This window comes from Calothrix sp. FACHB-168 (assembly GCF_963889195.1).
In the GTDB taxonomy this organism is placed as follows: Bacteria; Cyanobacteriota; Cyanobacteriia; order Cyanobacteriales; family Nostocaceae; genus Aulosira; species Aulosira anomala_A.
In genome coordinates this window covers 1-25,370 of record NZ_CAWPNJ010000080.1, presented here as the reverse complement: position 1 = coordinate 25,370, position 25,370 = coordinate 1, and the positions used below count along the sequence as shown (strand labels likewise).

Genomic DNA, 25,370 nt, shown 5'->3' with positions numbered 1-25,370 from the left:
ATTTACAATTACGAAATTTCCCAGCCTCAATAGTCAGATTTATTACTGCCCCTTGACAATCAAGACAGTCACTACAATGATCCTTAACCGCATACCAAGGTCAGTAGACTGAAAAGTTTTGGGATCGCCAAAAAATGGTAGTTTACGATACAGTTTTGGGGGGGAATATAGAAAAGCTGATTGCTTGGTTAAATGATCAGATTAATTTATGAATAAGCCCCAAAAATCAACCAAAATCAGCCAGATGGCAAGTAAACTTCACAGGCGACTCCATAATTGCGGTCTACTGCTTGAAGTAAAAACTCAAGCATTTGCTGTATTTAAGTCTGATTCTAAAGATTTAATGTCTGAATATTTATCTAAATGATAACGAATATCGTTGCTTGTAGGAACATTCTTTAAGACTTTGGTTGTGTTTTCGATACTATCCCTTTGGGTGGCTGCTCGAATTAAAATCTCAAAGATATTTTTTTGTTCACACTTTCCTTGAGTTTGAATTGGAATATGTTCTGTTAAACAGTTAACTACTTCGTTTAAGGTTTTACTATCAGTTAGAACTGGCTCCCTTGCATTCATAGCCAAACTAAATAATCCTCAATTTTGCTTCTTTACCTCCATACTTTACAAAAATTGCATACTACATATCCAGAACTATCTTTTGGTGGGCGCGTTACCCTTAACTTTTTCGGTGATTAATTAGTTTTATTTATTTATAGTTGCTGAAGGAGTTTTCTAAAAAATGTATTTCAGAATACGGTTTTTTTGACAATAGTCGGTTTTATAGGTATTGCTCTGTGCGCGATCGCAAAACTTTTCGGTCTACTGAATTTAGGTCAAATTCTATTTAGTGTGGTGTAATTCATACATTAAACACATGATTTTCATACCATTTTTATGTAATTGCCACATATAGTTGTTACACTGATAAGAAGCAAACATTGAGTTTGCTCCTCACACCATACTACAACCCTCTCGTTTGTCAATGGCAAGAGGGTTTTTTTTATTTGTCATTTGTCATTGGGCATTGGGCATTGGGCATGGGGGATGGGAAAGAAAACTCCCCACACTCCCTACACTTTTTTATGCCCCTACCCGCTTCTATCTCAGGGGTTGCAGTACATACATTGTGCTGGATCGCCAAACTCTTTGCCGTCGGGGAATAATTTTTCTTGGGTATAACTACATTTTTGGCACTGATAAATTACAGCATGAACTAAGTTGGTAGGCATACCGCATATTTCACAGGGTAATCCTTTGCGGATTTGAGTTATATCAAAACCTGGTAGATGACATTGGGGACAATGGCTTTGCAGCTTGCTTAATAAATTAGAGGTAGCTTTGGCAATATTTTTCATTCTGGTGGGATTGTGATGGGCACGCATATCGGTTTCTAGATATACTTTGCCATCGGGTGAGTTATTAAATGCCCAATTCCAAGCTTCTATTAATTTTGCTTCGGTATTAATACCTTTAATAATTTGACTGCTATCTTTGGTTATTTGCTGATAACTCACCACTAGCCCATGTTCGGGGAAACCAATTTTTTGAGCAAAATCATAGGCTTGTTGGATATTTTCTACTACCTGATGGTTAAAATTAGTTTCTAATGATAATTCTTCGCCAATAATTTCTAAATCGTTTTCTCGATCTAAGAAAATAACGATTTCACGATTGGAGTAAATATAAGGTATGTATGGATGAGGGGCAAAGCTTCCTTCACTAGCGATCGCTAATTTTGCACCTGTTAATTCTAAGGCTTTTGTGGCTTTTAATCTGGCTGCTTCTATTTGCGTACCTGGACGTTCTATCTCTCTGGTAAATGTACCGAAAACGTCAGTATCAAAATTTGGCGGTACTATAATTTTAATGCCTAACTCCGGCTCTAAGATGGGAGCGATCGCTTGCTGTTTTTGATGCATTGTCGCCAGTATTGCCACACGATTACTAAATAATTGCTGATTTTTCATCGTGGGGTTACCTCCTGTTGATGTTTCGGCAAGGTTAGCCGGTAATAAAGCGTAATTACAATTATTTATTATCCCTTTCTTCATTACCTCTAGAACTGACTAAACCTGCCGAAAATTAACAAAATTAGGAACCTTGTTCCTGGGCAACCTGGGCGAGTTCTGCTGTCAGCTTTTCTTTATCGCGCTTGCGTTTTTTAGCATAAAGCTGAATCGTCACTGCCATGAGAATAATTGATGCAAAAATTACCCAAACTGTGGTATCTGTAGGCAGATTGTTCTTGAATACAGCTAGCAGTACAATTACCATGAGCATAACTGTAGGTGCTTCATTTAAAGCCCGTAACTGCTGACTGTTCCACCGACATTCATCTACTGCTAATTTTTTTATGAGTCGCGAGCAGTAATGATGATAGCCGATTAATAAGGTCACAAACACCAGTTTGATATGCAACCAACCCTCTTTTAAAACATCTGGTTCAGTAGATAAAAGTCCGATTGCCATTGCTACTGTCACCAACATTCCTGGAGTTGTGATGATATTGTAGAGGCGTTTTTCCATAATTTGATACTGATTTTTCAGTATCGTGCGTGCTGGTTCTGGTTCTTGGTTAGCTTCTACGTGATAGATAAATAAACGTACTAGGTAGAACAAACCAGCAAACCAGACTACGAAGCCAATAATATGAAACGCTTTAAACCAGGAATAAGCCATGAATTGAACCTGCCTGTCTCAACTTGTTTTCGGAGTTGCTTTTGCCGAAATGGCCGCAACTACTCTCTTTATCAGGTTACGGTAAAATCTTCAGCGAGGACTGATTGCTAGCCAACAGATAGATTAAGAAGTATGAACTGCCGTGACAGGTTATGATTGACGATGATATCCAGGACATTATAAATTGCCCGTCTAGATGCGATCGCAAAAAAAATTGGTAGCTATGATGAGGCTACAGCCACCAATAGAGCATAATTCATCGGTATTATTGTACAAATAATATATTCACCCGTATGAAAAGTGCGATCGCCGTTAGGCGTACTAGAGGTATTGCTAGGCAAGCTGTATTATTATTTACCTGTTCTGCACTGCTGATAGGTTGTGGTAAAAGTAGCAGTAATAATACAAGTTCCACCAATAATCCGACAGCAACATCAGCGACTGGTAATGTAATTCCCATTGGGATTGCTTTTGCTCAGACTAGCAATGTAGCATTACTTGGTCAAGAAGGAACGGATGGCGTAAAAATTGCCGAAAAATATTTTAATGCCAAAGGTGGTATTAACGGTAAACCGATTAAATTAATTTTTCAAGATACTGGCGGCGATGAAGTTGGTACTGTTAATGCTTTTCAAACATTAATTAATCAAAATAAAGTTGTGGGAATTATCGGCCCGACTTTATCACAACAAGCTTTTAGTGCGAATCCTATCGCTGAACGCAATCAAGTTCCGGTAATTGGTGCATCAAATACCGCTAAAGGTATTCCCGAAATTGGCGATTATGTAGCACGTGTTTCTTCTTCTGTGGCTGTTGTCGCGCCTTATGCGGTAAAAGCCGCACTCAAGCAAAATCCTAATATTAAAAGAGTGGCTGTATTTTATGCCCAGAATGATGCTTTTAATAAGTCGGAAACAGAAATATTTCAGAAAACAGTTAAAGAGTTAGGATTAGATTTAGTTACAGTCCAAAAATTTCAAACTACAGATACTGACTTTCAAACTCAAGCTAGTAGTGCAATTAATTTAAAACCAGATTTAGCGATTATTTCTGGTTTGGCAGTAGATGGTGGTAACTTAGTTAAACAATTACGAGAACTTGGTTATAAAGGCATTATTATTGGTGGTAATGGCTTTAATACATCTCATATATTTTCTGTCTGTAAGGCGCTGTGTGAAGGGGTGATTATTGCTCAAGCTTATAGCCCAGAATACAAGAATGAAATTAACACAGCATTTCGTAAAGCCTATTTTGAGCAGTATCGGCGCGAACCACCACAAGTCAGCGCTCAAGCTTTTACGGCGTTACAAGTATATGTCGAAGCGCTGCAATCTTTAGATAAAAAGCAGAAAATTAATCAACTTTCATTAGCACAATTACGGAAGGAATTAAATCAAGAATTACTCAAAGGAACTTATCAAACGCCTTTGGGTGAAATTGCTTTTACTCCAGTAGGTGATGTTATTCAAAAAGAGTTTTATGTTGCTCAACTGAAGATGGAAGCAAATGGGAATCAGGGGAAATTTGCGTTTTTAAGCATTAAATAAGCTGATGTAAATTAATTCAGATGCTGAATTCAGTAAACTAGTAAGGGACTTCCAAATAAAAAATATACAACTATTGATTGTGGGGTGGGCGTCTCGCCCATAGTCAAAGGCGGGCAAGACTTCGGCGTGAGCGCTCAGTCGAACGCTGCCCACCCCACAAGATTGGATAATTTATTTCTTGGAAGTCCCTAGGAAGAAACAAAAATATTTTTACAGGGAGTTACTAGATCCCCGACTTCTTCAAGAAGTCGGGGATCTAAACGCCACTAAAAAGGTCTATGGAAATAATTAACTGACTAAATACGCTGATATTGCTCTGTCTGGAGAGTGATTTTATCTGCAATTAAGGCGAATTTAACTTCATTCTTGGGATTGATGCAAGCATGAAAAAATCGGGATAAAAATAAACTATCGACTTCAGGTGAAGAATTTAATGCTTCTCAGCTAATGTATTTGTTGGGTAATAGTTATATTGTAATTCATTATTCAGCTTAGTCAATAAGAAGTTAATTTCTTCACTTGATTGGTAAATAAGGTTGAGACAGAGATATGACTGTAAATTGATTGCAAATATTTAGCCAATCAATACAGATACTCTCTGATTTCATGAAGTACAAGTTATGCGTTTTTGACGCGGTTATTGAGGAATACAAATGAAAATTATTGCTTTGGTTTCAAGCTTACTCCGTCCCGTGCGTTTTTTAGTTATTGCCTTTACCTGCACATTGTTATTTGTGTCGAATGCGTTTCCAGCTTTTGCTATTGAAAGCTATCAAAGTCATCCCGAAGAAGCCACTACACAACTTTTAGAAACTCAGCGTAAAACCGATGAAGTAGGTAGATCAAATCCTCCTGGATTGGAGAGAGTGCAAAGAGAATCTAATAAAGGTTTGAATGAAGTTCAAGGAGATGCAGATATCGATAAAATGAAGCGTCCTAGCAATTCTACTAGTTCTACTTCAGTAGAAGACGAAATAGAAAATCTTCTGGAAAAAGTCACAGGTAAGAAGTAAGCAGAATTGATATTATCTGTAGGAAATAGCGGTAAATCTCCTTTGTTTGTTGTTTGTCATTAGTCATTAGTCATTTGTCTGGATAAAGGGTTAATGACTAGCTTCACCACTGTATATAATATAGGCATCTTGATGAAAAATAATATTCAAGATGTCTTTTGCTATAGGATTCATATTTGATTTTTGAACCAATACGTAGGGGAGCCAGTCGCATGGGCGGGTTTCCCGACTTGAGCGAACTGGCGTTGTGTTGTCGCGCAGCGCAACGCAGCAACTCTCATAATACGGTGCGTTACACTTCGTGATAACGCACCCTACATATACTTAGATTTTTCAGAAATCAACTCGGATTGCTATATATACATTGTTATTTGTTGACTGTTGACTGTTGACTGTCAATTATTTATAGGAAATTCTATCTGTTGGGAGGATAGGATGAGATAAAAGGCTACCATCTATCTATTAGCAGAAAAATAAAATTAATAATGTAAATTTAATATTTTTTATTATCTTTCTGTAGACTGATGTAGATTAGTGGTGAAATTTGGGAACTTAGTAAATGAGTTCTCCAAGAGAGGAAAAATTATGCCAAAAATTAATATCGGCTTAACAGAACAACAACGTCAAGGTGTCATTGATTTGTTAAATAAAGATTTAGCAGACGCCTATCTTTTGTTAGTTAAAACCAAAAAATATCATTGGGATGTTGTCGGGCCTCAGTTTCGTACCCTGCACCAGCTATGGGAAGAACATTATGAAAAACTAACTGAAAATATTGATGCTTTAGCAGAAAGAATTCGGGCTTTGGGTGGTTATCCTGTAGGAACATTAGAAGGATTTCTGCAAATGGCTACCCTAAAAGAACATGCTGGACAAGTTCCTACAGCTACAGAGATGGTAGCGAATTTAGTGCAAGATCACGAGCAGGTAATTCGTAATTTTAGGGAGCATGTAGATCAGTCTGGTGAAGAGTTTCACGATCAAGGAACTGCTGACTTTTTAACTGGATTGATGGAAGAACATGAAGAGATGGCTTGGATGTTGCGCTCCTTTATTGAAGGACAAGCATTAGATCCTAGCAATAAACCATCAGCTGCATCTGATACTCAAACTCCTGTAGGTGTGTAATTCAAATAATTACTAATTCGGCTTAATTACGAATTATTTTAAATGGCAGTTTGTGGAAAGAAGCAATTTATCCACAGCTGCCTATTTAATCGGCAATTTTTCATCATCATATTTAAGGAGATTCCAGTGCAAGGAACATACACAGCAGAACGGACGATTTCATCTGTATTTAAAGAACAAAAGCAAGTAGATGATGTAATTCGGCGGTTGTTAGATAGAGGTGTACCCAGAGATCATATTTCTGTATTGGGGAGAAACTTTCAATCAGAAACGCGAATTGCTGGTTTTATCACGAAAAAAGATGTGATTTTAGGTGGTTTGAGAACAGGAGCAATTTTTGGTTCTTTATTTGGTTCATTTCTTAGCTTGCTTACAGGGGTAGGTGTATTGTTTATACCTTTTGTAGGGCCAATTGTGGCAGCCGGGCCTATTAGTGCGGTATTATTGGGAGCTGCAAGCGGTGCGATCGCAGCTAGTGCAGGTGCAGGATTAGTATCGGTTTTAACTACTTTAGGAATGCCTGAAGATAAAGCTACAGTTTACCAAACCCGTCTGCAAGCTGGCGAGTTTGTGTTGATGGCAGAAGTACCGAGCGATCGCGCCGGTGAATTTCAATTATTATTAGAAAGCGCTGGGGCTGAAGAAGTTCACACAGTTGATAAAATCTTCGCCCGTCCTTGTCCTGGCCCTTGTAATAAACCAGAAGATTTATCTCCTGAAGTTCGTTCTCACCTGTCAGCAGATGCACAACGCACCTTCATGGAACGCTATAACGTCACCCTAGCAGACACCAGTGACGAGTTCACCGCCGAACAAGCAGCTTGGGATGCAGTCCGTCAGCAATATGATGAAGATGACAACGGTGTTTGGTCAAAAGCTAAGGTAAAAGTTTAATTGAAAATGGGCATGGGGCATGGGACTAGCTTGAAAATAGCGTTGACTGTTGACTGTTGACTGTTGACTGTTGACTATTGACTGTTGACTGTTGACTGTTGACTATGTCAACGTGATTTTGGGTGCATTGAGATAAGCTTGGGAATTTTCGGGGTCAAATTCTAACCCGTTAAAGAACTTTTCGATTCCCCGCGATGTGGTAGCGGGAATTGCTGATTCTTGACCGATAAATTTAGCAGCTTCTCGCCATAAATCTTCACGATTGACTGCATCAATTAAGGGTTTGGTAGCAAAATCAGGAGAACGATAACCCCAGCGCATATCTTCAATTAAAAACCATAAATCGTGGCTTTTGAAGGGATAAGAGGCGTTTTCTCGCCAGTATTTAATCGCATGGGGACTATTTTCTACTACCCGCCCATTTCCGTAATCAAATTTACCTAAAAGGCGATCGCGGATCAATTCACTTTTGACCCCAATCCATTGTCTTTGTGAGACAATATCAAATAATTCGGCTTTATTTTCTGGGCGATCGCACCAAATTTGCGCTTCTAAAAATGCCGCTAGCATGGCTTTGGCTGCTTTGGGATATTTATCAACCCACTCAGCGCGCATGGTGAAGGCTTTTTCTGGATGATTCGGCCATAATTCCCCAGTTGTCACCGCCGAATAACCTAATCCTTGTTTAATCAGGCGATGGTGCCAAGGATCGACTACACAGAAGGCTTCCATACTGCCACTCCGCATACTTGCAACCATCTGCGGCGGTGCAATCACAATAATTGATAAATCGCGATTGGGATCGATACCGCCATGCGCCAACCACCAGCGCATGAAAAAATCACCAGTCACCCGGCGATAGGGAACGGCACAACGTACAGTTTCACCAGCTTTTGCTTTTTGTAAGAAAGCTGATTTTAAGGGCGAACTGTCTGTACCTAAATTTAAATTCTTATATGTGTTGGCAACAGATATCCCCTGTCCGTTGACATTCATTCTTGCCAAAATATACATAGGAATTTTTCTTCTATAAGTAATTTCCCCGGTAGACATGAGGTAAACCATCGGAAATAGCAGATGTCCGCCATCCAAGCCTTCATCTGCAGAACCTAACATGAGTTTGTCGCGCATCACCGCCCATGAGGGTTGTTTCACAACGCGAATATCCGGTAAACCATGTTTCGCAAAAAAGCCTTTAGCTTTGGCAATAATCAACGGACAACTGCTAGTCACAGGCACAAATCCTAGTGTAGCATTTGTTACTTCTGGCGTATCGCGATCGCCTGCATAGACGCCAGCATTTAATTGCGTTTTCGCGGCACTGAAATTACTACAGTTGCTTAAGCTATGAGCGATCGCAGCTGCACCAGCCGTTGTCAGAAATTGTCTGCGCTTAAATTTCACCATGTGGGGAATTCAAAATTTAAAATTTGTACTGAGGTTTTAAGAAGTAAAAAGTAAAAAGTAAAAAGATAATTTTTTACTTTTGCCTGATTCGGTCAAAATAGTGAAAATTTATATCTATAATCTTTTTGCTTGTTCTTGAAATTGTAGAAATTGCATTAATTCGTGGCGTAGGTCATGATATTTGGCAGTATCGCGAATTTCTAAAGAACGGGGATGTTCAAAGGGGATGTCTAAAATTTGACCGATGGTAGCAGCAGGGCCATTTTTCAACATGACTACGCGATCGCTCAGTAATAAAGCTTCATCCACATCATGAGTTACCATGATAGTTGTGATGTGATAGCGATCGCAGATACACATTAACTCGGCTTGCAATGAACCGCGAGTGAGGGCATCTAAAGCGCCAAATGGTTCATCAAGTAAAAGTAATTTCGGCTGAACCGCCAAAGCGCGGGCTAAAGCTACTCGTTGTTTCATCCCCCCTGAGAGTTGCGCGGGTTTTTTCTGGGCTGCGTTTTTCAAACCTACCAATTCTAGGTGCGAGGCGATAATCTCCCGGCGTTCGGTTTTTGATTTCCCTGGCATAGCTTTATCAACAAACAGAGCGATATTTTCCCAAGCTGTCAGCCAAGGTAACAGGGAATAATTCTGAAATACTACCATGCGATCGCGGTATGGTCTTTTAACTAATTGCCCATCTACATAAACTTGTCCTTGAGTGGGTTTTTCTAAACCGGCGACAATATTCAATAGTGTAGATTTACCACAACCAGAGTGACCAATTAAGGAGACAAAATCCCCCTGTTCAATTTCTAAGTTGATCTCTTTGAGAACAATGTTCTTAGTACCATCTTGCACAAATTCCTTATTTATATCCCTGATTTCTACAAAACTAGGCATGGTATTGACTCTCGGCTTAAATAAATAGGGGCTAGGGGCTAGGGATTAGGGAAGAGAAAATTTAATGTTTGGTTGTGAGATTTTCTAGTGATTAACTGATATTTAGGACTTACGCACCGAACACAAAAACCCTCACAAGGGTGGTCAAAAGTCAAAAGTCAATGGTCAAAATTCAGGTTTTTGGACTATGGACTATGGACTATTGACAATTGACAAAAAGCAGGAAAAATATCTGACACTGCGTAAGTCCTAATATTAATTACTCTTGCGGCGTGACTTTTTCGGAAATATAGCCCATAATTTTATCGAGGATAAGACCGCAGCCACCTAGATAAAAAATTGCCAAAATAATTTCGTGAATATTGGCATTGTTGTAAGCATCAACAATAAAAAAGCCAATACCATCATCAGAAAGCAACATTTCCGCCGCGACAACTGCTAACCAGGATAAACCGAGAGCAATTCTCAAACCTGTAAATATATAAGGTAAAGTTGCTGGTAAGAGGATTTTATAAAAATGTTCTAATGCTGATAAACCCGCTATTTTAGAAACATTAATGTAATCTTTCGGTACCAGACTGACACCCAAAGCTGTATTTAAAATAATCGGCCAAATCGCAGTTATACAAATTACGAAAATAGCTGAAGGATTAGGTTTGAGAAATACTGCTTGGGCTAAAGGTAGCCAAGCCAACGGTGCAACGGGACGTAGTAATTGTATTAATGGATCTATTGCTTTTCTACAAAAACTATTTAAGCTAATAAAAAAACCAATAGGAATACCAATGACTATCGCCAAGGAATAACCTACAATTACCCTATTTAAACTGGCGAGAATTAGCCAGAAGAACCCTTTATTATTTCCTCCTTTCTGAAAAAAAGGATCTCTAATTAAATCCCAGGTTTCAGTTACCACTGCAAATGGTGAAGGTAAAGACGTATTAGGACGCAAGCTTAATAAATGCCAGATTATCAAAAATATACAAATGCCAAAGAAAGAAGGCAATAACTCCTTGAGCTTTTGGGAAGCAACTTTTGCTATTCGCTCGAATAAGTTTCTATACTGAGGTTGGGAATACATTTATTTGTAGCCTAAAGAATTGATACTATCCAAAATAGCCAAATTTTTCCACCAATAGCAATATTTTGCAAAAACTCAGCACTTCATCGCGGATTTCTTGCCAAGCTAGGAGAAATAGGGCAAAAAATTGCCAAAATGTATATTGCTAAAAATTACCTTCTCACGGAGCTTACAGCAGTTTTCCCCTATTTGAACCACATCTATCGTAGGGGCACGGCACGGACAATCTTTTGGTACATACAATAATTTTACTGATGCCGTGCCCCTACAGCGTGGTCGATTTACAGGAAGATGCTGTAACTGATGTCTCCAATCAGGTGTCTCATAAAATACAGCAATTCGCAACCGCAAGATTAACTAATGGGGCACAAAGCGATCGCTCTCGTAATCTTGTCTGTTACAGAGTCTAAGTCAAGCGTATTTACTGAATATTTAAGTAATTAGCTATACTAATAAATATCCCTGATGAGGAAGCGATCGCTAACTCCTCAATCAGCAAATTGAATTATATAAATGTGGGAAATTTGAGTAGAAATAAGGGTTTTTTGAGGAAAGTATCGATTGATGTTCCTGACTTAATTAATTGGGAATACTAAGTTGATAGACACAATATCGCACCTATAAGCGCAGCATTATGTTGGCATTTTTTTCCTCTAGTTTCTACTCAATTGGTTTTATGGCTCATGGACATTGTTATTTGTGGAATACCGGATTAGTATGGCTTCACATTATTTCTGATGCAACCATCGCTCTCGCCTATTATTCTATTCCACTGTTACTAATTTACTTTATCTCACAACGCAAAGATGTACCTTTTAATGGCGTGTTTATGTTATTTGGTGCTTTTATTATTGCCTGCGGTACTGGACATTTAACGGAAATTTGGACGTTATGGCATCCAGATTACTGGTTTTCTGGGACGCTGAAAGCTTTGACGGCAATTATCTCTATATATACAGCATTTGCGTTATTTAACCTCATGCCGCAAGCGCTCACATTACCTAGCCCTGCCCAATTAGAAACAATTAATCAATCACTGCTCAAAGAAATTGTTGAGCGCAAGCGCATTGAGAAAGAGTTACGCCAAGCAGAGGAAACAGCGAAAAATGCTAGCGAAGCCAAAAGTGAATTTCTCGCCAATATGAGTCATGAGTTACGCACACCTCTAAACGGTATTCTTGGCTATACACAAATTCTCCAACGGACAGAAAATTTAAGTGAAAAAGCTACTAAAGGAATTGCCATTATTTATCAATGTGCTTCTCATTTATTAACTCTAATTAATGATGTGTTGGATCTCTCCAAAATTGAAGCCCGAAAGCTGGAATTGAATCTGATAGATTTTTACTTACCGGCGTTTCTCGATAGCGTGAGTGAAATTTGTCGGATTCGGGCTGAACAAAAAGTCATTGAGTTTAATCTGCAACTTGACAGTGATTTACCAACAGGGATTCGCGCTGATGAAAAACGTTTGCGCCAAGTCTTGATTAATTTGCTGGGTAATGCTATTAAATTTACCCAACAAGGCAGTGTCACCTTTAAAGTGAAAGTCCTGAATCAAACAGCTAATAAACAAGGAGAAATCATCTATAAAATTCGCTTTGAAATAGTAGATACGGGTACGGGTATTACCCCCGAACAAGCCACAAAAATCTTTCTGCCTTTTGAGCAAGTAGGTAATCAAAAGCGACAAACCGAAGGTACAGGTTTAGGATTAGCCATCAGCCAACAAATTATTGCGTTGATGGGGAGTCAAATTCAGTTAGAAAGTGAGTTTGGCAAAGGTAGTACTTTCTACTTTGATTTAGAAGTAGCAGAGTCTCAAAACTGGGCAAAAGTTTGCCGAATAGTCGATAGAGGTACAATTATTGGTTATGAAGGACAAAGACGCAAGATTTTGATTTTAGATGATAAGTGGGAGAACCGTTCCGTTATCGTCAATTTACTAGAGCCAGTGGGCTTTACGGTTGTAGAAGCTATTAATGGTCAAACAGGATTAGAACAAGTAAAAATTCACAAACCAGACTTGATTATTACTGACTTAATTATGCCTGTAATGGATGGTTTGGAGTTTATTAAAACCTTGCGTCAATCTGAAGAATTTAAAGATAGACCTATTATTGCTTCTTCTGCTAGTGTCTTTGCTAATGACCAATATAAAAGTATTGATGTGGGTGCTAATGCCTTTCTAGGCAAGCCCATAGAAGTAGAAACTTTGCTAGAATTACTACGGCAATTTTTGCAATTGGAATGGTTATATGAAGTTAATAAAAATTCCTTAAATAAACCCGATTTAGATAGTTTATCTGTGAATAATAGAATAGTTGTACCTGCTCGTGAGGTTTTGCAAAAATTATATGAATTGGTACAAGACGGCGATATTCAATCAATTTTAGAAATAGCGGTACAACTGGGAAATTCTCACGAGGATTTAGGTGCATTTACCGAGCAAATCATCCAGTTAGCTAGCAACTTTCAACTTAAACGGTTGGATACTTTTATCCAAGAATGCATGAATTAATTCGGCGTAAATTCTATTTTTATCTATAGTTATGAGTGAGATTGGCAATAAAGGATTTATCTTAATTGTGGATGATCATCCCACAAATTTATCTGTGCTGTCAGAAGCGTTGACTAGTAAGGGTTTGCGTTTCCGGGTAGCAGTTGACGGCGAAAGTGCGATCGCGCAAGTCGAACGCAATCAACCAGAGTTAATTTTACTCGATATTCAAATGCCGGGTATTGACGGATTTGAAACCTGTCGGCGTTTGAAAGCTAATCCGGTTACCGCAAACATTCCGATTATTTTTACCACTGCTTTAGCCGATATCGAAAGTAAGACTAAGGGTTTTATTCTCGGTGCGGTAGACTACATATCAAAACCATTTGCCCAAGAAGAAGTAATTGCCAGAGTGCTGGTACATTTAAGACTGAAGCAGCTAAATGAATCTTTAGAACAACAGGTACGCGATCGCACTTTGGCTTTACAACAAGCCCAAGTTAAACTAGTGCAGCAAGAAAAATTATCTACGCTAGGAGAATTAATCGCTGGGATTGCCCATGAAATGAACAATCCCATCAATTTTATTAGCAGCAATATTCCCCCTTTAGAAGATTATATTGCTGGGATCTCAGCAATTTTAAAACTATATGAACAAGAGTATCCCAATCCCCAGGAGACAATTAGTACAGCAATTGCAGACTTAGATCTAGAATTTATGCTGAAGGATCTAGTCAAAATAATCGATTCATTTAAAATCGCCAGCGAACGCATCCGTAACATTTCTAATTCACTGCGCACCTTCACCCGTGCCGATAGCGATTGTAAAGTATTTGCGGATTTGCACCAAGGGCTAGATAGTACATTAATGATTTTACAACATCGCCTAAAAAATAATAGCGATCGCCCCTGTATTGAAGTAATTAGGAATTACGGAGAATTACCAAAGGTTAACTGTTATTTAGGGCAGATGAATCAAGTATTTATGAACATACTAGCTAACGCCATTGATGCGATTGATGAAGCCATATTTCAAGGCAAAATGAGCCGGAAAAATCCCCAAATTAAAATTACCACAGAAGCAGATTCAGAAAATCATATTTTAATTCGGATTGCTGACAATGGAATGGGCGTTCCTGAAAGACTTAAACAACGACTATTTGAGCCTTTATTTACTACTAAACCCGTGGGTAAAGGTACGGGACTAGGCTTATCAATCGCCCATCAAATTGTCGTAGAAAAACACAATGGCACATTAGAAGTAAATTCTCAACTGGGTGTAGGTACGGAGTTTACAATTGCAATTCCTCAAGAATAATTTAGGTTAAATGTTGACTGTTGACTGTGAATTAATCGCCATCGCTTTACTGCTGTTTGTAATTCCCCCGACAACCAACAATCAAATTGTGGATAAACAGGTAATCGCGGTACTAATTCCCATCCCCCAATCTGTAAAATTTCTCTCAATTCCCCTGCTTGAATATGGGGATAATCAGGGTTCACTTCATCTTTTGGACTAATTCCGCCTAAATCTCTCGCACCAGCCGCTATACAAGCAAGTAACCATTCACTATCTTTGACTAAATTCGGCGGAATTTGAATTGTAATTTCTAGCGGTAAAATTTCCCTGGCTTTAGCAATTATTTCTGGTAATTTATGGGGGTCAAAATTTGGCGCGTCAAAAGTTTGCTGATTTCCTGGGCTATGGGGTTGTAAAATAACTTCTTGAATGTGATGATAACGCTGATGTAACTCAGATATAGCTGTTAATGTTTCCCAGCAATCGGCTAATGTTTCGCCAATTCCTAATAATAACCCGGTAGTAAAGGGAATTTGTAATTCTCCCGCCCATGTTAATTGTTGTAACCGCAATTCTGGTAATTTACTGGGGGCGTGGCGATGTACTGTAGTTAAGAATTTTGGTGTTAATTGCTCTAACATTAACCCCATTGAAACATTAACACTCTTCAGCTTTTGCATTTCTGCAAAACTGATCGGCCCTGCATTAGTGTGGGGGAGAAAACCCATTTTTAATGCTAACTGACACAAATCATAAATTCTTTGGAACCACGCTTCACGCCTGGGGGAATGTGGATGTACTTCTCCGCTAAGAATGAGAATTTCACATACATTTTTTTGTTGTATTTTTTCTAAAATACTGGTGGCTGCTGCTAAAGTTAACCAAGGACTTTTATCAGGATCTGTGCGAAAATTACAGTAGCTACAGCGATTAAAGCATTCATAAGTTGGGACGATTGTATAAGCTGGGCTATAGGTGACAATTCGAGAATTATCAGTTTGCATAAATCAATTCAAAATTCAAAATTAAAGACATATCTTATACCAATTTTCTGTGAAGCTGGGCATTAACGCTCTCAGGCTAGAAGCCTGGAGCTAAATAAACAAAGCCTGCCTATGCAGGCTAAATTATATGCATCTTCATATTGAATTGGTATTAGTATTTATTTATGAATTCTAATACAAATTGAAAAAATAATGCGATAAATTGTAGGGGCACGGCACCAGTAAGATTATTGTATATACGAGAAGATTGTGGGTGCCGTGCCCCTACAGTGTTGTCTATTTACCTGAAAATTGCTGTAAGTTGACACAGGTAGGCATTGCCTTGCCCATTATGAATTATGAATTATAAATTAGGTTTCTAGATTCAATTACTCAATTGAATTTTCAAATAAGTGCGATTGCAAAAAACAACAACGCCTACCTACACAGCAGTTTATTGTCAAACAGCGCCATTTTTGAGCCAGCAATATACTTTTTTATCTGCGGAAAACACCAAAATGAGTGCGTGAATTACCGAAATGAGTAGGCGATATGGCTTTTTATCTGCGGAAAACACTAAAATGAGTGCGTGATTTACCGAAACGAGTAAGCGATATGGCTTTTTGAGTAGGTGAAATGGTATTTTACTTGCGGAAAACACAATAATGAGAAGGCGAAAAGGCTTGACGAGAAGGTGAAATGGCTTTTTGCTTACTGAAAACAGGAAAATGAGTAGTTAATTTAGATAAATGAGCAAGCGATCGCCTTTTTTGTTTACTAAAATTATAAAAATGAGTCCTCAATATGTGTAAATGATAAAGCTAGCAGATTTTCAGTACGCGCTTCGGGGCATGGCAGTGCCAATGCCCCTACAATCAACGATTATCTGTACCTCACCAACTTGCAATTCGCTGTATCTCTAATTTGTGAAGAAAAATGGTGCGTTAGCCTGCGGCATAACACACCCTACGGAAAATAATTTATTTATTACACGAAATTGTATTCATGCAGATTATTTATATCTTGTTGTTTAGCATGAATGTTTTGTAAATGCTTTTTTACTGTATTAATAGTAATAAATAGTTTATTGGCGATTTCTTTATAAGAAAGATTCGCTAACCTTAGCTGCCAAACTTCTATTTCCCGTTCGGTTAAATTGTATTTTTTGGCATCCGCGATCGCAATACTTTGGCTATGCTGATTACAATCTTCTATTGTCACCAATAAAAAGTTGCTTGGGCTGGCAGATAGTTCTAACCATCTAGCCCTAACGCGCAATTTGATTGTTGGCTTTGGTTGAATTTCTGACTCAATAATAACTTTTTCGGTAGTAAATAGCTCAGAACTTTCAATTAAAGATTGACAAATATACCAAATTTCTTGGGGTATTGCCGAGCTATCTGCATCTTTTGGCATTAATTGCCGACATATTGCACGGGCGTATTCATTGGTATGAATTAATTTACCTTCAGGTGAGACAATCAACACACCATCAACAAAGCTTTCAATAATCGCTTGGAGTAAATCAAATTTTGCTAAAGGTTGTAAATCATCATTGGTAGGATTTTTTTGATTTTGTTGTTTTTCGGAAAAAGCCAGCAAATTTAAATTGTTTTCGTTATCTGAAAATACCATAATTAATTGCCTCCAAAACTCAGCATTACAGCCAAATAGGGATACCTGTGATGTTAATCAGGTGTTTAACTAAATTTTGGGGTTGGCGATTATGTCTATGCAATGAGTAAGCAGCAAATATAGTCAAGGCGATGAAGTTTGCGTAATTTAGCTGAATTAAGGTGAAGTTTTTATAAAGATGATTGGTGCAGGAGTCTCTACCTGGCGAATTTTCTTCGCAAACCAGTCACTGTTGAGTTACGTAGAAGTCTGGCAACCGAACGCACTGGTTCGGCTATACAAACACAGTCTAATGCTGGGGACTAATCAATTGTAACTGCCGTTCAACCGCACAAGTTAGGAAAAGTCAGGAGTTTTGCGAAATGATCCATCCACAAAGTATTGAACAATGGTTTCCCCAGGAACAACAGCGCAAATATGTCTCCCAGTTGCAAGGGCGAGTGGGGATAACGCGACGACGGGCAGAATATTTTGTCAAGTTGTGGGTTTATTTACTAATTAAACAACGCCAAGAATTAGGTGAGCGTTTTTCCAAACCTTTGACAGAACTGGATTTACCCGATGGGTTTGTTCCTTGTACCCATCGGGAAGCCCAAGAAGTTTTTTATGGCGAACAAGAGCGGGGGAGCGATCGCTCTGCGGGTATGATGATTGATAAGCTGGTGGCTTTGGGGCTGATTGAAAAAGACTTTGATGGTAATAGTACTTGTATTCGCATCCGTTCTTTATTACCCAATCGGCAAAATTCTCAAGTAGCTAAAGCCGATATCAAACTTTTTGCTGATGATTTCAATCCCCGCACCGATGCTGTACCCGTTGCGAGTTTTTTAGCCCGTAACTACAACTGGATGAATAAAAAAGCGACTGCATTACCCCATAGAATTGTCAGGATTATCCGGGGTTGGGCGGAACAATATCCAACCGGGATGCGGGTTTTACGCCGCAGCGATAACCAAGATGCTGTGGGTTTTTATACGCTGTATCCAGTCGCGAGAGAATCGGAAGCTAATTTCTTTCTCCCAGCCCGCAAAGGCTTGCACATGAGTGCAACTTGGGATATTGATCCCTTTGAAATTGCCCAAATAGGCGATCGCAATTGTACATCAATTTTTATCCGCAGTTGGCAAATCGATTTACCTTACAATCGGCTAATTAATGTCTGTCAATTATTAAAAGATACGCAACAAACATTTGTGCGTATCCAAGCTGATTTTCCTAACATTTGCGATATTTATGCTCTCACTATACATCCCAGCCACGAACAATTAGTAGCAACATTAGGGTTTCACAAAACTAACCCAGATCCCCAAGTAGCACTAAATTGGATGTATTTACCATTAGATAAATATTTAAATTTAGATATTGATCAAGCAATATCAGGACTCAATTTTGTTAATGATTAATTGCTAATAATGCTATGCAAGAGTTAAGAGTCAACAGTCAACAGTCAACAGTCAACAGTCAAAAGAGGCGTAGGTTGGGTTGAGGAACGTAGACGCAAAGCGGCTTCCCGTAGGGTAACCCAACACCCGAAAACTTTAGTAGTGCGAGCGTCTCGCTCGCTGGTGTTCAAAAGCGAGCAAGATGCTACGAAATATGGGTAATTTATTTTTTGTAAGTCCCCAACAGTCAACAGTCAACAGTCAACAGTCAACAGTCAACAGTCAACAGTCAACAGTCAACAGTCAACAGTCAACAGTCAACAGTCAACCGTCAACCGTCTAAATGTCATTAAATTTTCTCCCTCCAAATATACAACCAATTCAAAGTCTAATTGCTCAACAAATTGGAGTGGAATTGTCTGTACTTCGTCTGGATAATATGCACCCTTTGGTTAATGGTAATAAGTGGTTTAAACTCAAGTACAACCTTTTGGAAGCGCAACAAAGAAATTTAACCACCTTGCTTACCTTTGGTGGTGCTTATTCTAATCATATATTTGCCACAGCTGCGGCGGGAAATCTTTTAGGATTCCGCACAATTGGGATGATTCGCGGAGAAGAGAGATTACCACTCAACTCTACACTGAGTTTTGCTGTGGAACAAGGTATGCAAATTTTCTACCTGGATAGACAGAAATACCGACAGCGCCACACAGCAGAATTACAAGCAGAATTACAGCAACGCTTTGGTAATGTGTTTATCATTCCTGAAGGCGGGGGAAATCTGAACGGTGTGCGCGGGTGTATGGAGATAGTAAATAATGCCGCATTTGATACTGTATGCGTCGCTTGCGGTACGGGTACAACTTTAGCGGGAATTATTTTGTCGTTAACCAAAAGCCAGCGCGCCATTGGTTTTCCAGTTCTCAAAGGTGGGGAATTTCTCAAATCGGATGTAGATAATTGGCTGAAAAATTACCTCGCTTCTGGTTTACCTGTTGCTCATGAAGAAATCGCATCTTGGCAACTAATCTGTGATTATCACATGGGTGGTTACGCCAAAGTCAACGACGAATTATTACAATTTCAGCAGCAATTCACCCAAGAACAAGGTATACCTTTAGATTATGTATACACCGCCAAAATGTTTTATGGCGTCATGGATTTATTAAAACAGGGATTTTTCCCAAAAGGCGATCGCATATTATTAATCCACACAGGCGGCTTACAAGGCAATATTCAGAGACGCGATTAATCGCGTCTGTACAATTGTCAGTTGTCAGTTGTCAGCGATGCACTGATAGCTATATGAAGTGTTGTCAGTTGTTAAGGTTAATTGCTTTGGACTATGGACTATTGACTATGGACTATTGACTGTGGACTATTAACTATGGACTAAATTTTTATACCTTATGCAGCGTGCAAATCGCTTGTCTTTGCTGGGTGCGATCGCATTAGTAGCGATAGTAATTATCAGCTTATTTGCGGCACCTAGAAATAGCATTCTTAATAGTGGTTCTACTTATAACCGTAGTGCTGATGGCTATGGTGCTTGGTATGCTTTTATGCAAGAACAAGGTAGTTCTATCCAGCGCTGGCAAAAACCGTGGGATCATATTAAAGCCAAAACTCCCGTGACGCTGTTACAAGTATACAGCCGTCTGAATTATGCCGTCATTACTTCCCAAGAAAGCGCATGGATTGAAAAAGGTAATACTTGGGTAATTTTAGGCGCACAGTACCCGGTAACAGCCGCTAAATTTCAGACAATGCAACAATCGCCTGTTGGTGATGTCAAAATTGATACGCGCAGACGTTCTAAAAAGGGTGATGAAGAAGAGATTTTATTAGGCGATCGCTTTGGTACTATAGTTGGGCAGACAAAATATGGTAAAGGAAAAATTATCTTTTGCACCACTCCCTATTTAGCAGCGAATGCTTATCAAGATTATTTAAGTAATTTTAAATTTCTTGCAGATTTAGTCAGTAAACAAAATAACCCCATCTTTGTTGATGAATATATTCATGGTTATAAAGACGCTGATACTAGACAAAAAGAAGGTCAAGGTGACTTATTGACTTATTTTACTAATCAGCCTTTAATTGTAGCCATATTACCAGCAGGTATATTTTTATTAGTGCTAATTTGGGCACAAAATCGCCGTTTTGGTAAGCCAATAGTTTTAGAAACACCAGTTTTAGACAATAGCGAAGCATATATCCAAGCATTAGCCGGAGTGTTACAAAAAGCCGAATCCAGCGATTTTGTTGTGGAGATGGTAGGTAAAGAAGAACAATTACAATTACAAAAATCTTTAGGATTAGGTGAAATTCTCCTCGAACCCCAAGCTTTAATTGATATTTGGGTAGAGAAAACCGGAAGAAGTGCAGCCGAATTAGTTACAGTATTAAAGTTTAAATCATCAAAACGATCCATGAGCGACAAAGAACTGTTAAGCTGGTTGGGCAAATGGCAGAAAATCAAAAATAATTCGTAATACTTCGACAAGCTCAGTACAAGTTCGTAATTCGTAATTCGTAATTCGTAATTGTTTTCTTACTATAAACTAACTTAAAAATAGGGGCTAGGGGCTAGGAAAGAGAGATTTTCATATTTGCTTGTCGGCTTTTCCCATGAGGGACTAACTTGATTACAAATCAATAATCCCAAATTCCTAAATTCTCAATTCACCTTATATTTGATTAAATCAGTAACACATGACTATTGACTATTGACCATTGACTATTGACCAATGACTAACATGAACAATACACATTCTAGTTTAATTCACCTGGAGCAAGGACTTAATCAAGTAGTTGTGGGACAATCTAGCTTGATAAAACAGCTAATAGTCGCATTATTAGCGGGAGGACACATAATTTTAGAAGGTGTACCAGGAACGGGTAAAACACTCTTAGTAAAAGTGCTGGCGCAGTTAATTAAAGCAGATTTTCGCCGGATTCAATTAACGCCAGACGTATTACCTTCAGATATTACAGGAACAAATATATTTGATTTAAATAGCCGCGATTTTACTTTAAAAAAAGGGCCTGTTTTTACAGAAGTATTACTAGCAGACGAAATTAACCGCACTCCTCCCAAAACACAGGCGGCGCTGTTAGAAGCAATGGAAGAAATGCAGGTAACTCTTGATGGTGAAAGTTTACCTTTACCAGAATTATTTTGGGTAATTGCGACACAAAACCCTCTCGAATTTGAGGGTACTTATCCTTTACCAGAAGCGCAATTAGATAGATTTTTATTTAAACTAGCAGTAGATTACCCCGAACCTGCTGCGGAAAAGCAAATGTTACTTAATCGTCAGGCTGGATTCGCAGCGCGACGAGGAGATATTAATCGTTTACAACCTGTCACCACAGTCAGCGAAATTTTGCAGGCGCGACAAGCTGTGAAAGAAATTGATGTAGATGAAAAAATTATTGATTATTTACTAGCTTTAGTCAAAAACTCACGCCAACACCCAGAATTAGCATTAGGCGCATCACCTCGCGCTGCTGGTGCTTGGTTGCAAACATCTCAAGCAGCAGCTTGGTTAGCAGGAAGGAAATTTGTGACGCCAGATGATGTCAAAGCTGTTGCGTCACCATTGTTGCGTCATCGCCTAATTTTAAAACCAGAAGCAATGCTTGATGGTTTACAAATGGATGCGGTGATTGCATCGGTGATTAATCAAGTACCAGTTCCCCGGTGAGGTTGATTTATGTTTGTTTTATTGAAGCGATCGCACTTCCAGACTATCATTGGGCACTGAAGGCCATCTCACTGTTAAAATCGTACAGTCTGACTGCGCAATCCAACAATGAGGTACACCCGCACACCACAGCACATAATCACCGTCACGAGATAAGATAATTTCTCTATCCTCAAATTGAAGGCAAAATTTACCACTAATTAAAATAGAAAGCGTAGCAGCTTGATGATTAATCGCCCACTCGCTTCTACATTCTCCAGCTTTGTGAACACCCCATTTTATTTCTATTGCTGAAGTTGAGCGCGGATCGTCATCTGGTGTAATAAAATGTCCCATAAACCAACCCCAGCGATTTGCACCCTCGCTAACAGCATTGCCAAAAATAACATTAGGCTGCATTCTTTACCTCCAATTTAATCTCGAACAATTCCCATAAAAATCATCAAAATTCTTCTTCCCTTGTAGTTTGTTGCATTAATTTTGATTTTAGAAAAGAAGAAGAAACTTATACCGATTCTCTATAAACTTACACTAAATGATTACCTCTCTGTTTCTTGGCGTACTACCCTACGGGAAGCCGCTAGCCTGCGGCAACGCTCCGCGAACGCGTCTAATGCGTACTTGGCGGTTTATTAATAAATATTAGGTGCATCATCACAGAGAAAGGGTATTACTCATCAGGAACCAACATTTTCCCTGTATAACCTGCATGATTGTATTGTTCTAAAGCTTGAATTGCGGCTTCTTCTTTACCAGAAGCTACCAACGCCACACAAGCACCGCCAAAACCCGCACCAGTTAACCTTGCACCATATACCCCTGAAATACGTTGTAAAATTTCCACCAATTTATCTAATGCTGGTACGGATACTTCATAATCATCCCGTAAACTAACGTGGGATGCATTCATCAACTCGCCAAAACGCTCAGGCTCTACTCCCTGCAAGACTTCCAATACACGATTATTTTCTGTCACCACATGACGGGCGCGACGGTTTAATGGTTCTGGCAAAACTTCTATTACACTTGCATCAGTAATATCCCGCAGTGCCCTGACGAATAATAATTTCGCTGCTTCTTGACATTCAGCGCGACGCTGATTGTAACCGCTACTGGCTAAGGTGCGGGGTACACCACTATCTATCACTACAATACTAGTCTTACTTGGCAAAGGCAGTAACTGACGTTCTAAACTGCGCGTATCTAAAAACAAAATATGTTGATTGTCAGCCAAACTACAAGCCATTTGATCCATAATCCCGCATTGTACGCCAGCATAGTGAATTTCCGCTTGTTGGGCAAATTGCGCAATTTCCACATCATTAATCGGCAGATCCAAAAGTTTGCGAATTGCTCTAATTGTCGCTACTTCTAAAGCTGCACTACTAGATAAACCAGAACCGATAGGAACTGAAGATTGAACGTAAATATTGAGTGGTGGAATATTGTATTTTGCTTGTTTCAATACTTCTATACAACCAAAAATATAACTAGCAAATCCTGAAGGCGAATGATGAATATCCAAAATACTCACACGTTCTTGCAGATTTTCTGAATAAAATTGATGTTGTTCATCATTGCTATAACCTAGCTTTACTGTTGTTTGTTGGGGAATCGCCGTCGGGAGAACAAAACCATCGTTATAGTCGGTATGTTCGCCCAACAAATTCACCCTTCCTGGTGCGCTAGCTTGAGTTTCTGGTGGTTTATTAAATATCTCTTGAAAAGTCATAAGTGTTAAAAAAGGCAGAGGGCAAAAGGGAAGAGGTTATTAATACCAATTCTCTGTAAACTTGCACTTAATACTTGCTTCTTTTCTCTTGGCGTACTTGGCGTCTTCTCTGCGAGACGCTGCGCGAAGGCGGTTCATTAAATAAATATTAAGTGCATCATCATAGCGAATTGGTATAACTAAACTTAATTGTGAATTTTGATTATTTCTCTAAAGGTACAGCGCGAAATCTACCTTCTACCTCAACATGGGGAAAGTTTGCATCAAAAGTTAAATTTTCTAATTTTCCATCCTGGAGAATGACAAAAGTATCTTCTACCTTTGCACCTGTGACACTGGGGTTCCAAGCAATAGCCATATTTTCCGTTAAAAAATCCTGTGTTTGAGGCGTGGCTACAATTTCTCGCGCTAAATATCCTGTAGTTCCTCCCTGGTGATGTTGGCGAATAGCATCAGGAAAACCATGCTGTTCGTAAGCTTGAGCTAAAGCATAATAAACTGCATCAAGCGTCATTCCTGGTTGAGATGCAGATAAGGCTGTGGCTTCTATTTCCCGCACATGACGATGTAATTCGGCGTCATCTTGCAAAAGGCTACCAAAACAGACAAATCTTGTCAGGTTAGCATACAATCCATAACCTCTAGCGCAAAAAACCAGCATTGCTTGGCGGCCAATTTTCTCACCTGTGGCTGTAGCATGGCGGTAAAGGGGTAAACGTCTCTCACCTGCTACTAATGTTAAAGCTGGGTGCAAACCTCGCGCCCATAAGGCTTCCGCACCCGCACCAGCTAATTGAAATTCTGTCCAATCAGGTTGTGCTGCTTGTAATACTTCTGTCATCGCGGCGCTGGCTTTTTGCCCGACTTGGCGATATCTTTCTAATTCGGTTGGTAATAATCTGCGTTTAGCTTGTTGTAAAGATGGTGGTATGGGTTGTTCTAAATTAGAAGTGGATGAAGGGCGATCGCTAATTATCTTACCTCCAGATGTGGCATCACGCACAAAAGCCTCACGCGCCACCCCATCAGCCCAAGGATTAACATATAACTTAAAATTACTTGCTAATTCTTCATCTTTCAGGCGTTGAGCTTCAATTTCATCCGTCAATATCCATGCATCTTCTTGAGTAACTAAAAATTCTGCTACCCCCGTTTCCGCAGTTAGTAAGACAGTGTGAGAAGCGCCAGCAGTCGCCCAAGCAAACCAATCTGTACCGCGCAGAAGTACACCCCCTACCTCAGCTGGCCAGAGGGTTTGTCTGATTATTTTTAATTTCTGAGATACTTCTTCATTCATATAGTATTTTCATAAATGAACACAGATGATTAATTATCAAAATCACTGCATTCATTTGCGTCCATCTGGAGTTTTAGATTTAACCTAACTTGCGGGAAGTCCCCAGGTGTAGTTTACGGAACCTGGGGATGAAAGCAAGGGCTGCGACGATTGCATCTTTGACCGTCAACAACCGTAGG

21 protein-coding genes and 1 pseudogene are annotated in these 25,370 nt (G+C 39.2%); 11 read left to right on the top strand and 11 right to left on the bottom strand.

Annotation, left to right across the window (positions count from 1 at the left end; translation table 11 throughout):
- Positions 1 to 312: 312 nt before the first annotated feature.
- From AACW45_RS35015 to hemJ, 3 genes and pseudogenes are all read right to left on the bottom strand, one after another.
- Positions 313 to 576: pseudogene (locus AACW45_RS35015) on the bottom strand (ISH3 family transposase); the annotation flags it as partial.
- A 527-nt stretch (positions 577 to 1,103) separates the two neighbouring features.
- Positions 1,104 to 1,967, bottom strand: a complete 864-nt coding sequence (locus AACW45_RS35010) for a DUF6671 family protein (protein ID WP_190637724.1) — start codon at positions 1,965 to 1,967, stop codon at positions 1,104 to 1,106.
- A gap of 124 nt (positions 1,968 to 2,091) precedes the next feature.
- Complete coding sequence (hemJ, locus tag AACW45_RS35005) at positions 2,092 to 2,679, bottom strand: protoporphyrinogen oxidase HemJ (RefSeq protein ID WP_190637722.1); 588 nt, start codon at positions 2,677 to 2,679, stop codon at positions 2,092 to 2,094.
- 293 nt (positions 2,680 to 2,972) lie between these two features.
- On the opposite strand from hemJ, the gene AACW45_RS35000 reads away from it, so the two are divergent.
- From AACW45_RS35000 to AACW45_RS34985, 4 genes are all read left to right on the top strand, one after another.
- The gene (locus AACW45_RS35000) at positions 2,973 to 4,226 is read left to right on the top strand and encodes an ABC transporter substrate-binding protein (RefSeq protein ID WP_190637720.1); all 1,254 of its coding nucleotides are present in this window, start codon (positions 2,973 to 2,975) and stop codon (positions 4,224 to 4,226) included.
- A 653-nt stretch (positions 4,227 to 4,879) separates the two neighbouring features.
- Positions 4,880 to 5,239, top strand: coding sequence for a hypothetical protein (locus AACW45_RS34995; RefSeq protein ID WP_190637718.1), 360 nt, complete (start codon positions 4,880 to 4,882; stop codon positions 5,237 to 5,239).
- Between the two features lie 585 nt (positions 5,240 to 5,824).
- Positions 5,825 to 6,367 (top strand): Dps family protein, encoded by a 543-nt coding sequence (locus AACW45_RS34990; RefSeq protein ID WP_190637716.1) that lies wholly within the window; start codon positions 5,825 to 5,827, stop codon positions 6,365 to 6,367.
- Positions 6,368 to 6,493: 126 nt separating this feature from the next.
- Positions 6,494 to 7,261: a ChaB family protein gene (locus tag AACW45_RS34985; RefSeq protein ID WP_313933821.1), complete on the top strand. Its 768-nt coding sequence runs from the start codon at positions 6,494 to 6,496 to the stop codon at positions 7,259 to 7,261.
- Positions 7,262 to 7,363: 102 nt separating this feature from the next.
- Here the strand turns inward: AACW45_RS34985 and AACW45_RS34980 are convergent, their stop codons facing one another.
- The 3 genes from AACW45_RS34980 to ntrB all read right to left on the bottom strand — a co-directional run bounded on the left by AACW45_RS34980 (position 7,364) and on the right by ntrB (position 10,649).
- Positions 7,364 to 8,668: a CmpA/NrtA family ABC transporter substrate-binding protein gene (locus AACW45_RS34980; protein WP_190637712.1), complete on the bottom strand. Its 1,305-nt coding sequence runs from the start codon at positions 8,666 to 8,668 to the stop codon at positions 7,364 to 7,366.
- Positions 8,669 to 8,782: 114 nt separating this feature from the next.
- Complete coding sequence (locus AACW45_RS34975) at positions 8,783 to 9,568, bottom strand: ABC transporter ATP-binding protein (RefSeq protein ID WP_190637710.1); 786 nt, start codon at positions 9,566 to 9,568, stop codon at positions 8,783 to 8,785.
- 259 nt (positions 9,569 to 9,827) lie between these two features.
- Positions 9,828 to 10,649 carry a nitrate ABC transporter permease gene (ntrB, locus tag AACW45_RS34970; RefSeq protein ID WP_190637708.1) on the bottom strand — a complete coding sequence of 274 codons (822 nt, stop codon included), beginning with the start codon at positions 10,647 to 10,649 and terminating at the stop codon, positions 9,828 to 9,830.
- 634 nt (positions 10,650 to 11,283) lie between these two features.
- Here ntrB and AACW45_RS34965 point away from each other — a divergent pair.
- Positions 11,284 to 13,170, top strand: a complete 1,887-nt coding sequence (locus tag AACW45_RS34965) for an ATP-binding protein (protein ID WP_190637706.1) — start codon at positions 11,284 to 11,286, stop codon at positions 13,168 to 13,170.
- A gap of 31 nt (positions 13,171 to 13,201) precedes the next feature.
- Complete coding sequence (locus AACW45_RS34960; RefSeq protein WP_190637704.1) at positions 13,202 to 14,467, top strand: sensor histidine kinase; 1,266 nt, start codon at positions 13,202 to 13,204, stop codon at positions 14,465 to 14,467.
- Here AACW45_RS34960 and cofG read toward each other — a convergent pair.
- On the bottom strand, positions 14,458 to 15,453 hold the full coding sequence (cofG, locus tag AACW45_RS34955) for a 7,8-didemethyl-8-hydroxy-5-deazariboflavin synthase subunit CofG (RefSeq protein ID WP_190637702.1): 996 nt from the start codon (positions 15,451 to 15,453) through the stop codon (positions 14,458 to 14,460). The genes AACW45_RS34960 and cofG overlap by 10 nt on opposite strands.
- A 966-nt stretch (positions 15,454 to 16,419) precedes the next feature.
- Positions 16,420 to 17,067, bottom strand: coding sequence for a helix-turn-helix transcriptional regulator (locus AACW45_RS34950; protein ID WP_190637700.1), 648 nt, complete (start codon positions 17,065 to 17,067; stop codon positions 16,420 to 16,422).
- A 362-nt stretch (positions 17,068 to 17,429) separates the two neighbouring features.
- On the opposite strand from AACW45_RS34950, the gene AACW45_RS34945 reads away from it, so the two are divergent.
- The 5 genes from AACW45_RS34945 (at position 17,430) to AACW45_RS34925 (ending at position 22,162) form a co-directional block, all read left to right on the top strand.
- Positions 17,430 to 18,470: a hypothetical protein gene (locus tag AACW45_RS34945; RefSeq protein WP_199331301.1), complete on the top strand. Its 1,041-nt coding sequence runs from the start codon at positions 17,430 to 17,432 to the stop codon at positions 18,468 to 18,470.
- A gap of 181 nt (positions 18,471 to 18,651) precedes the next feature.
- Entirely contained in the window at positions 18,652 to 18,792 is a 141-nt protein-coding gene (locus AACW45_RS34940; protein ID WP_190637730.1) for a hypothetical protein, read from the top strand.
- On the top strand, positions 18,793 to 19,704 hold the full coding sequence (locus AACW45_RS34935) for a 1-aminocyclopropane-1-carboxylate deaminase/D-cysteine desulfhydrase (RefSeq protein ID WP_190637698.1): 912 nt from the start codon (positions 18,793 to 18,795) through the stop codon (positions 19,702 to 19,704).
- A gap of 157 nt (positions 19,705 to 19,861) precedes the next feature.
- The gene (locus tag AACW45_RS34930) at positions 19,862 to 20,947 is read left to right on the top strand and encodes a DUF4350 domain-containing protein (RefSeq protein WP_190637695.1); all 1,086 of its coding nucleotides are present in this window, start codon (positions 19,862 to 19,864) and stop codon (positions 20,945 to 20,947) included.
- Positions 20,948 to 21,211: 264 nt separating this feature from the next.
- Entirely contained in the window at positions 21,212 to 22,162 is a 951-nt protein-coding gene (locus AACW45_RS34925) for an AAA family ATPase (protein ID WP_096647310.1), read from the top strand.
- 18 nt (positions 22,163 to 22,180) lie between these two features.
- Here the strand turns inward: AACW45_RS34925 and AACW45_RS34920 are convergent, their stop codons facing one another.
- The 3 genes from AACW45_RS34920 to AACW45_RS34910 form a co-directional block, all read right to left on the bottom strand.
- A complete protein-coding gene (locus AACW45_RS34920) occupies positions 22,181 to 22,561 on the bottom strand; it encodes a cupin domain-containing protein (RefSeq protein ID WP_190637693.1) in 381 nt (126 codons plus the stop codon).
- A gap of 271 nt (positions 22,562 to 22,832) precedes the next feature.
- The gene (galK, locus tag AACW45_RS34915; protein WP_190637691.1) at positions 22,833 to 23,894 is read right to left on the bottom strand and encodes a galactokinase; all 1,062 of its coding nucleotides are present in this window, start codon (positions 23,892 to 23,894) and stop codon (positions 22,833 to 22,835) included.
- A 202-nt stretch (positions 23,895 to 24,096) separates the two neighbouring features.
- A complete protein-coding gene (locus AACW45_RS34910; RefSeq protein WP_190637689.1) occupies positions 24,097 to 25,191 on the bottom strand; it encodes a M24 family metallopeptidase in 1,095 nt (364 codons plus the stop codon).
- Positions 25,192 to 25,370 lie beyond the last annotated feature (179 nt).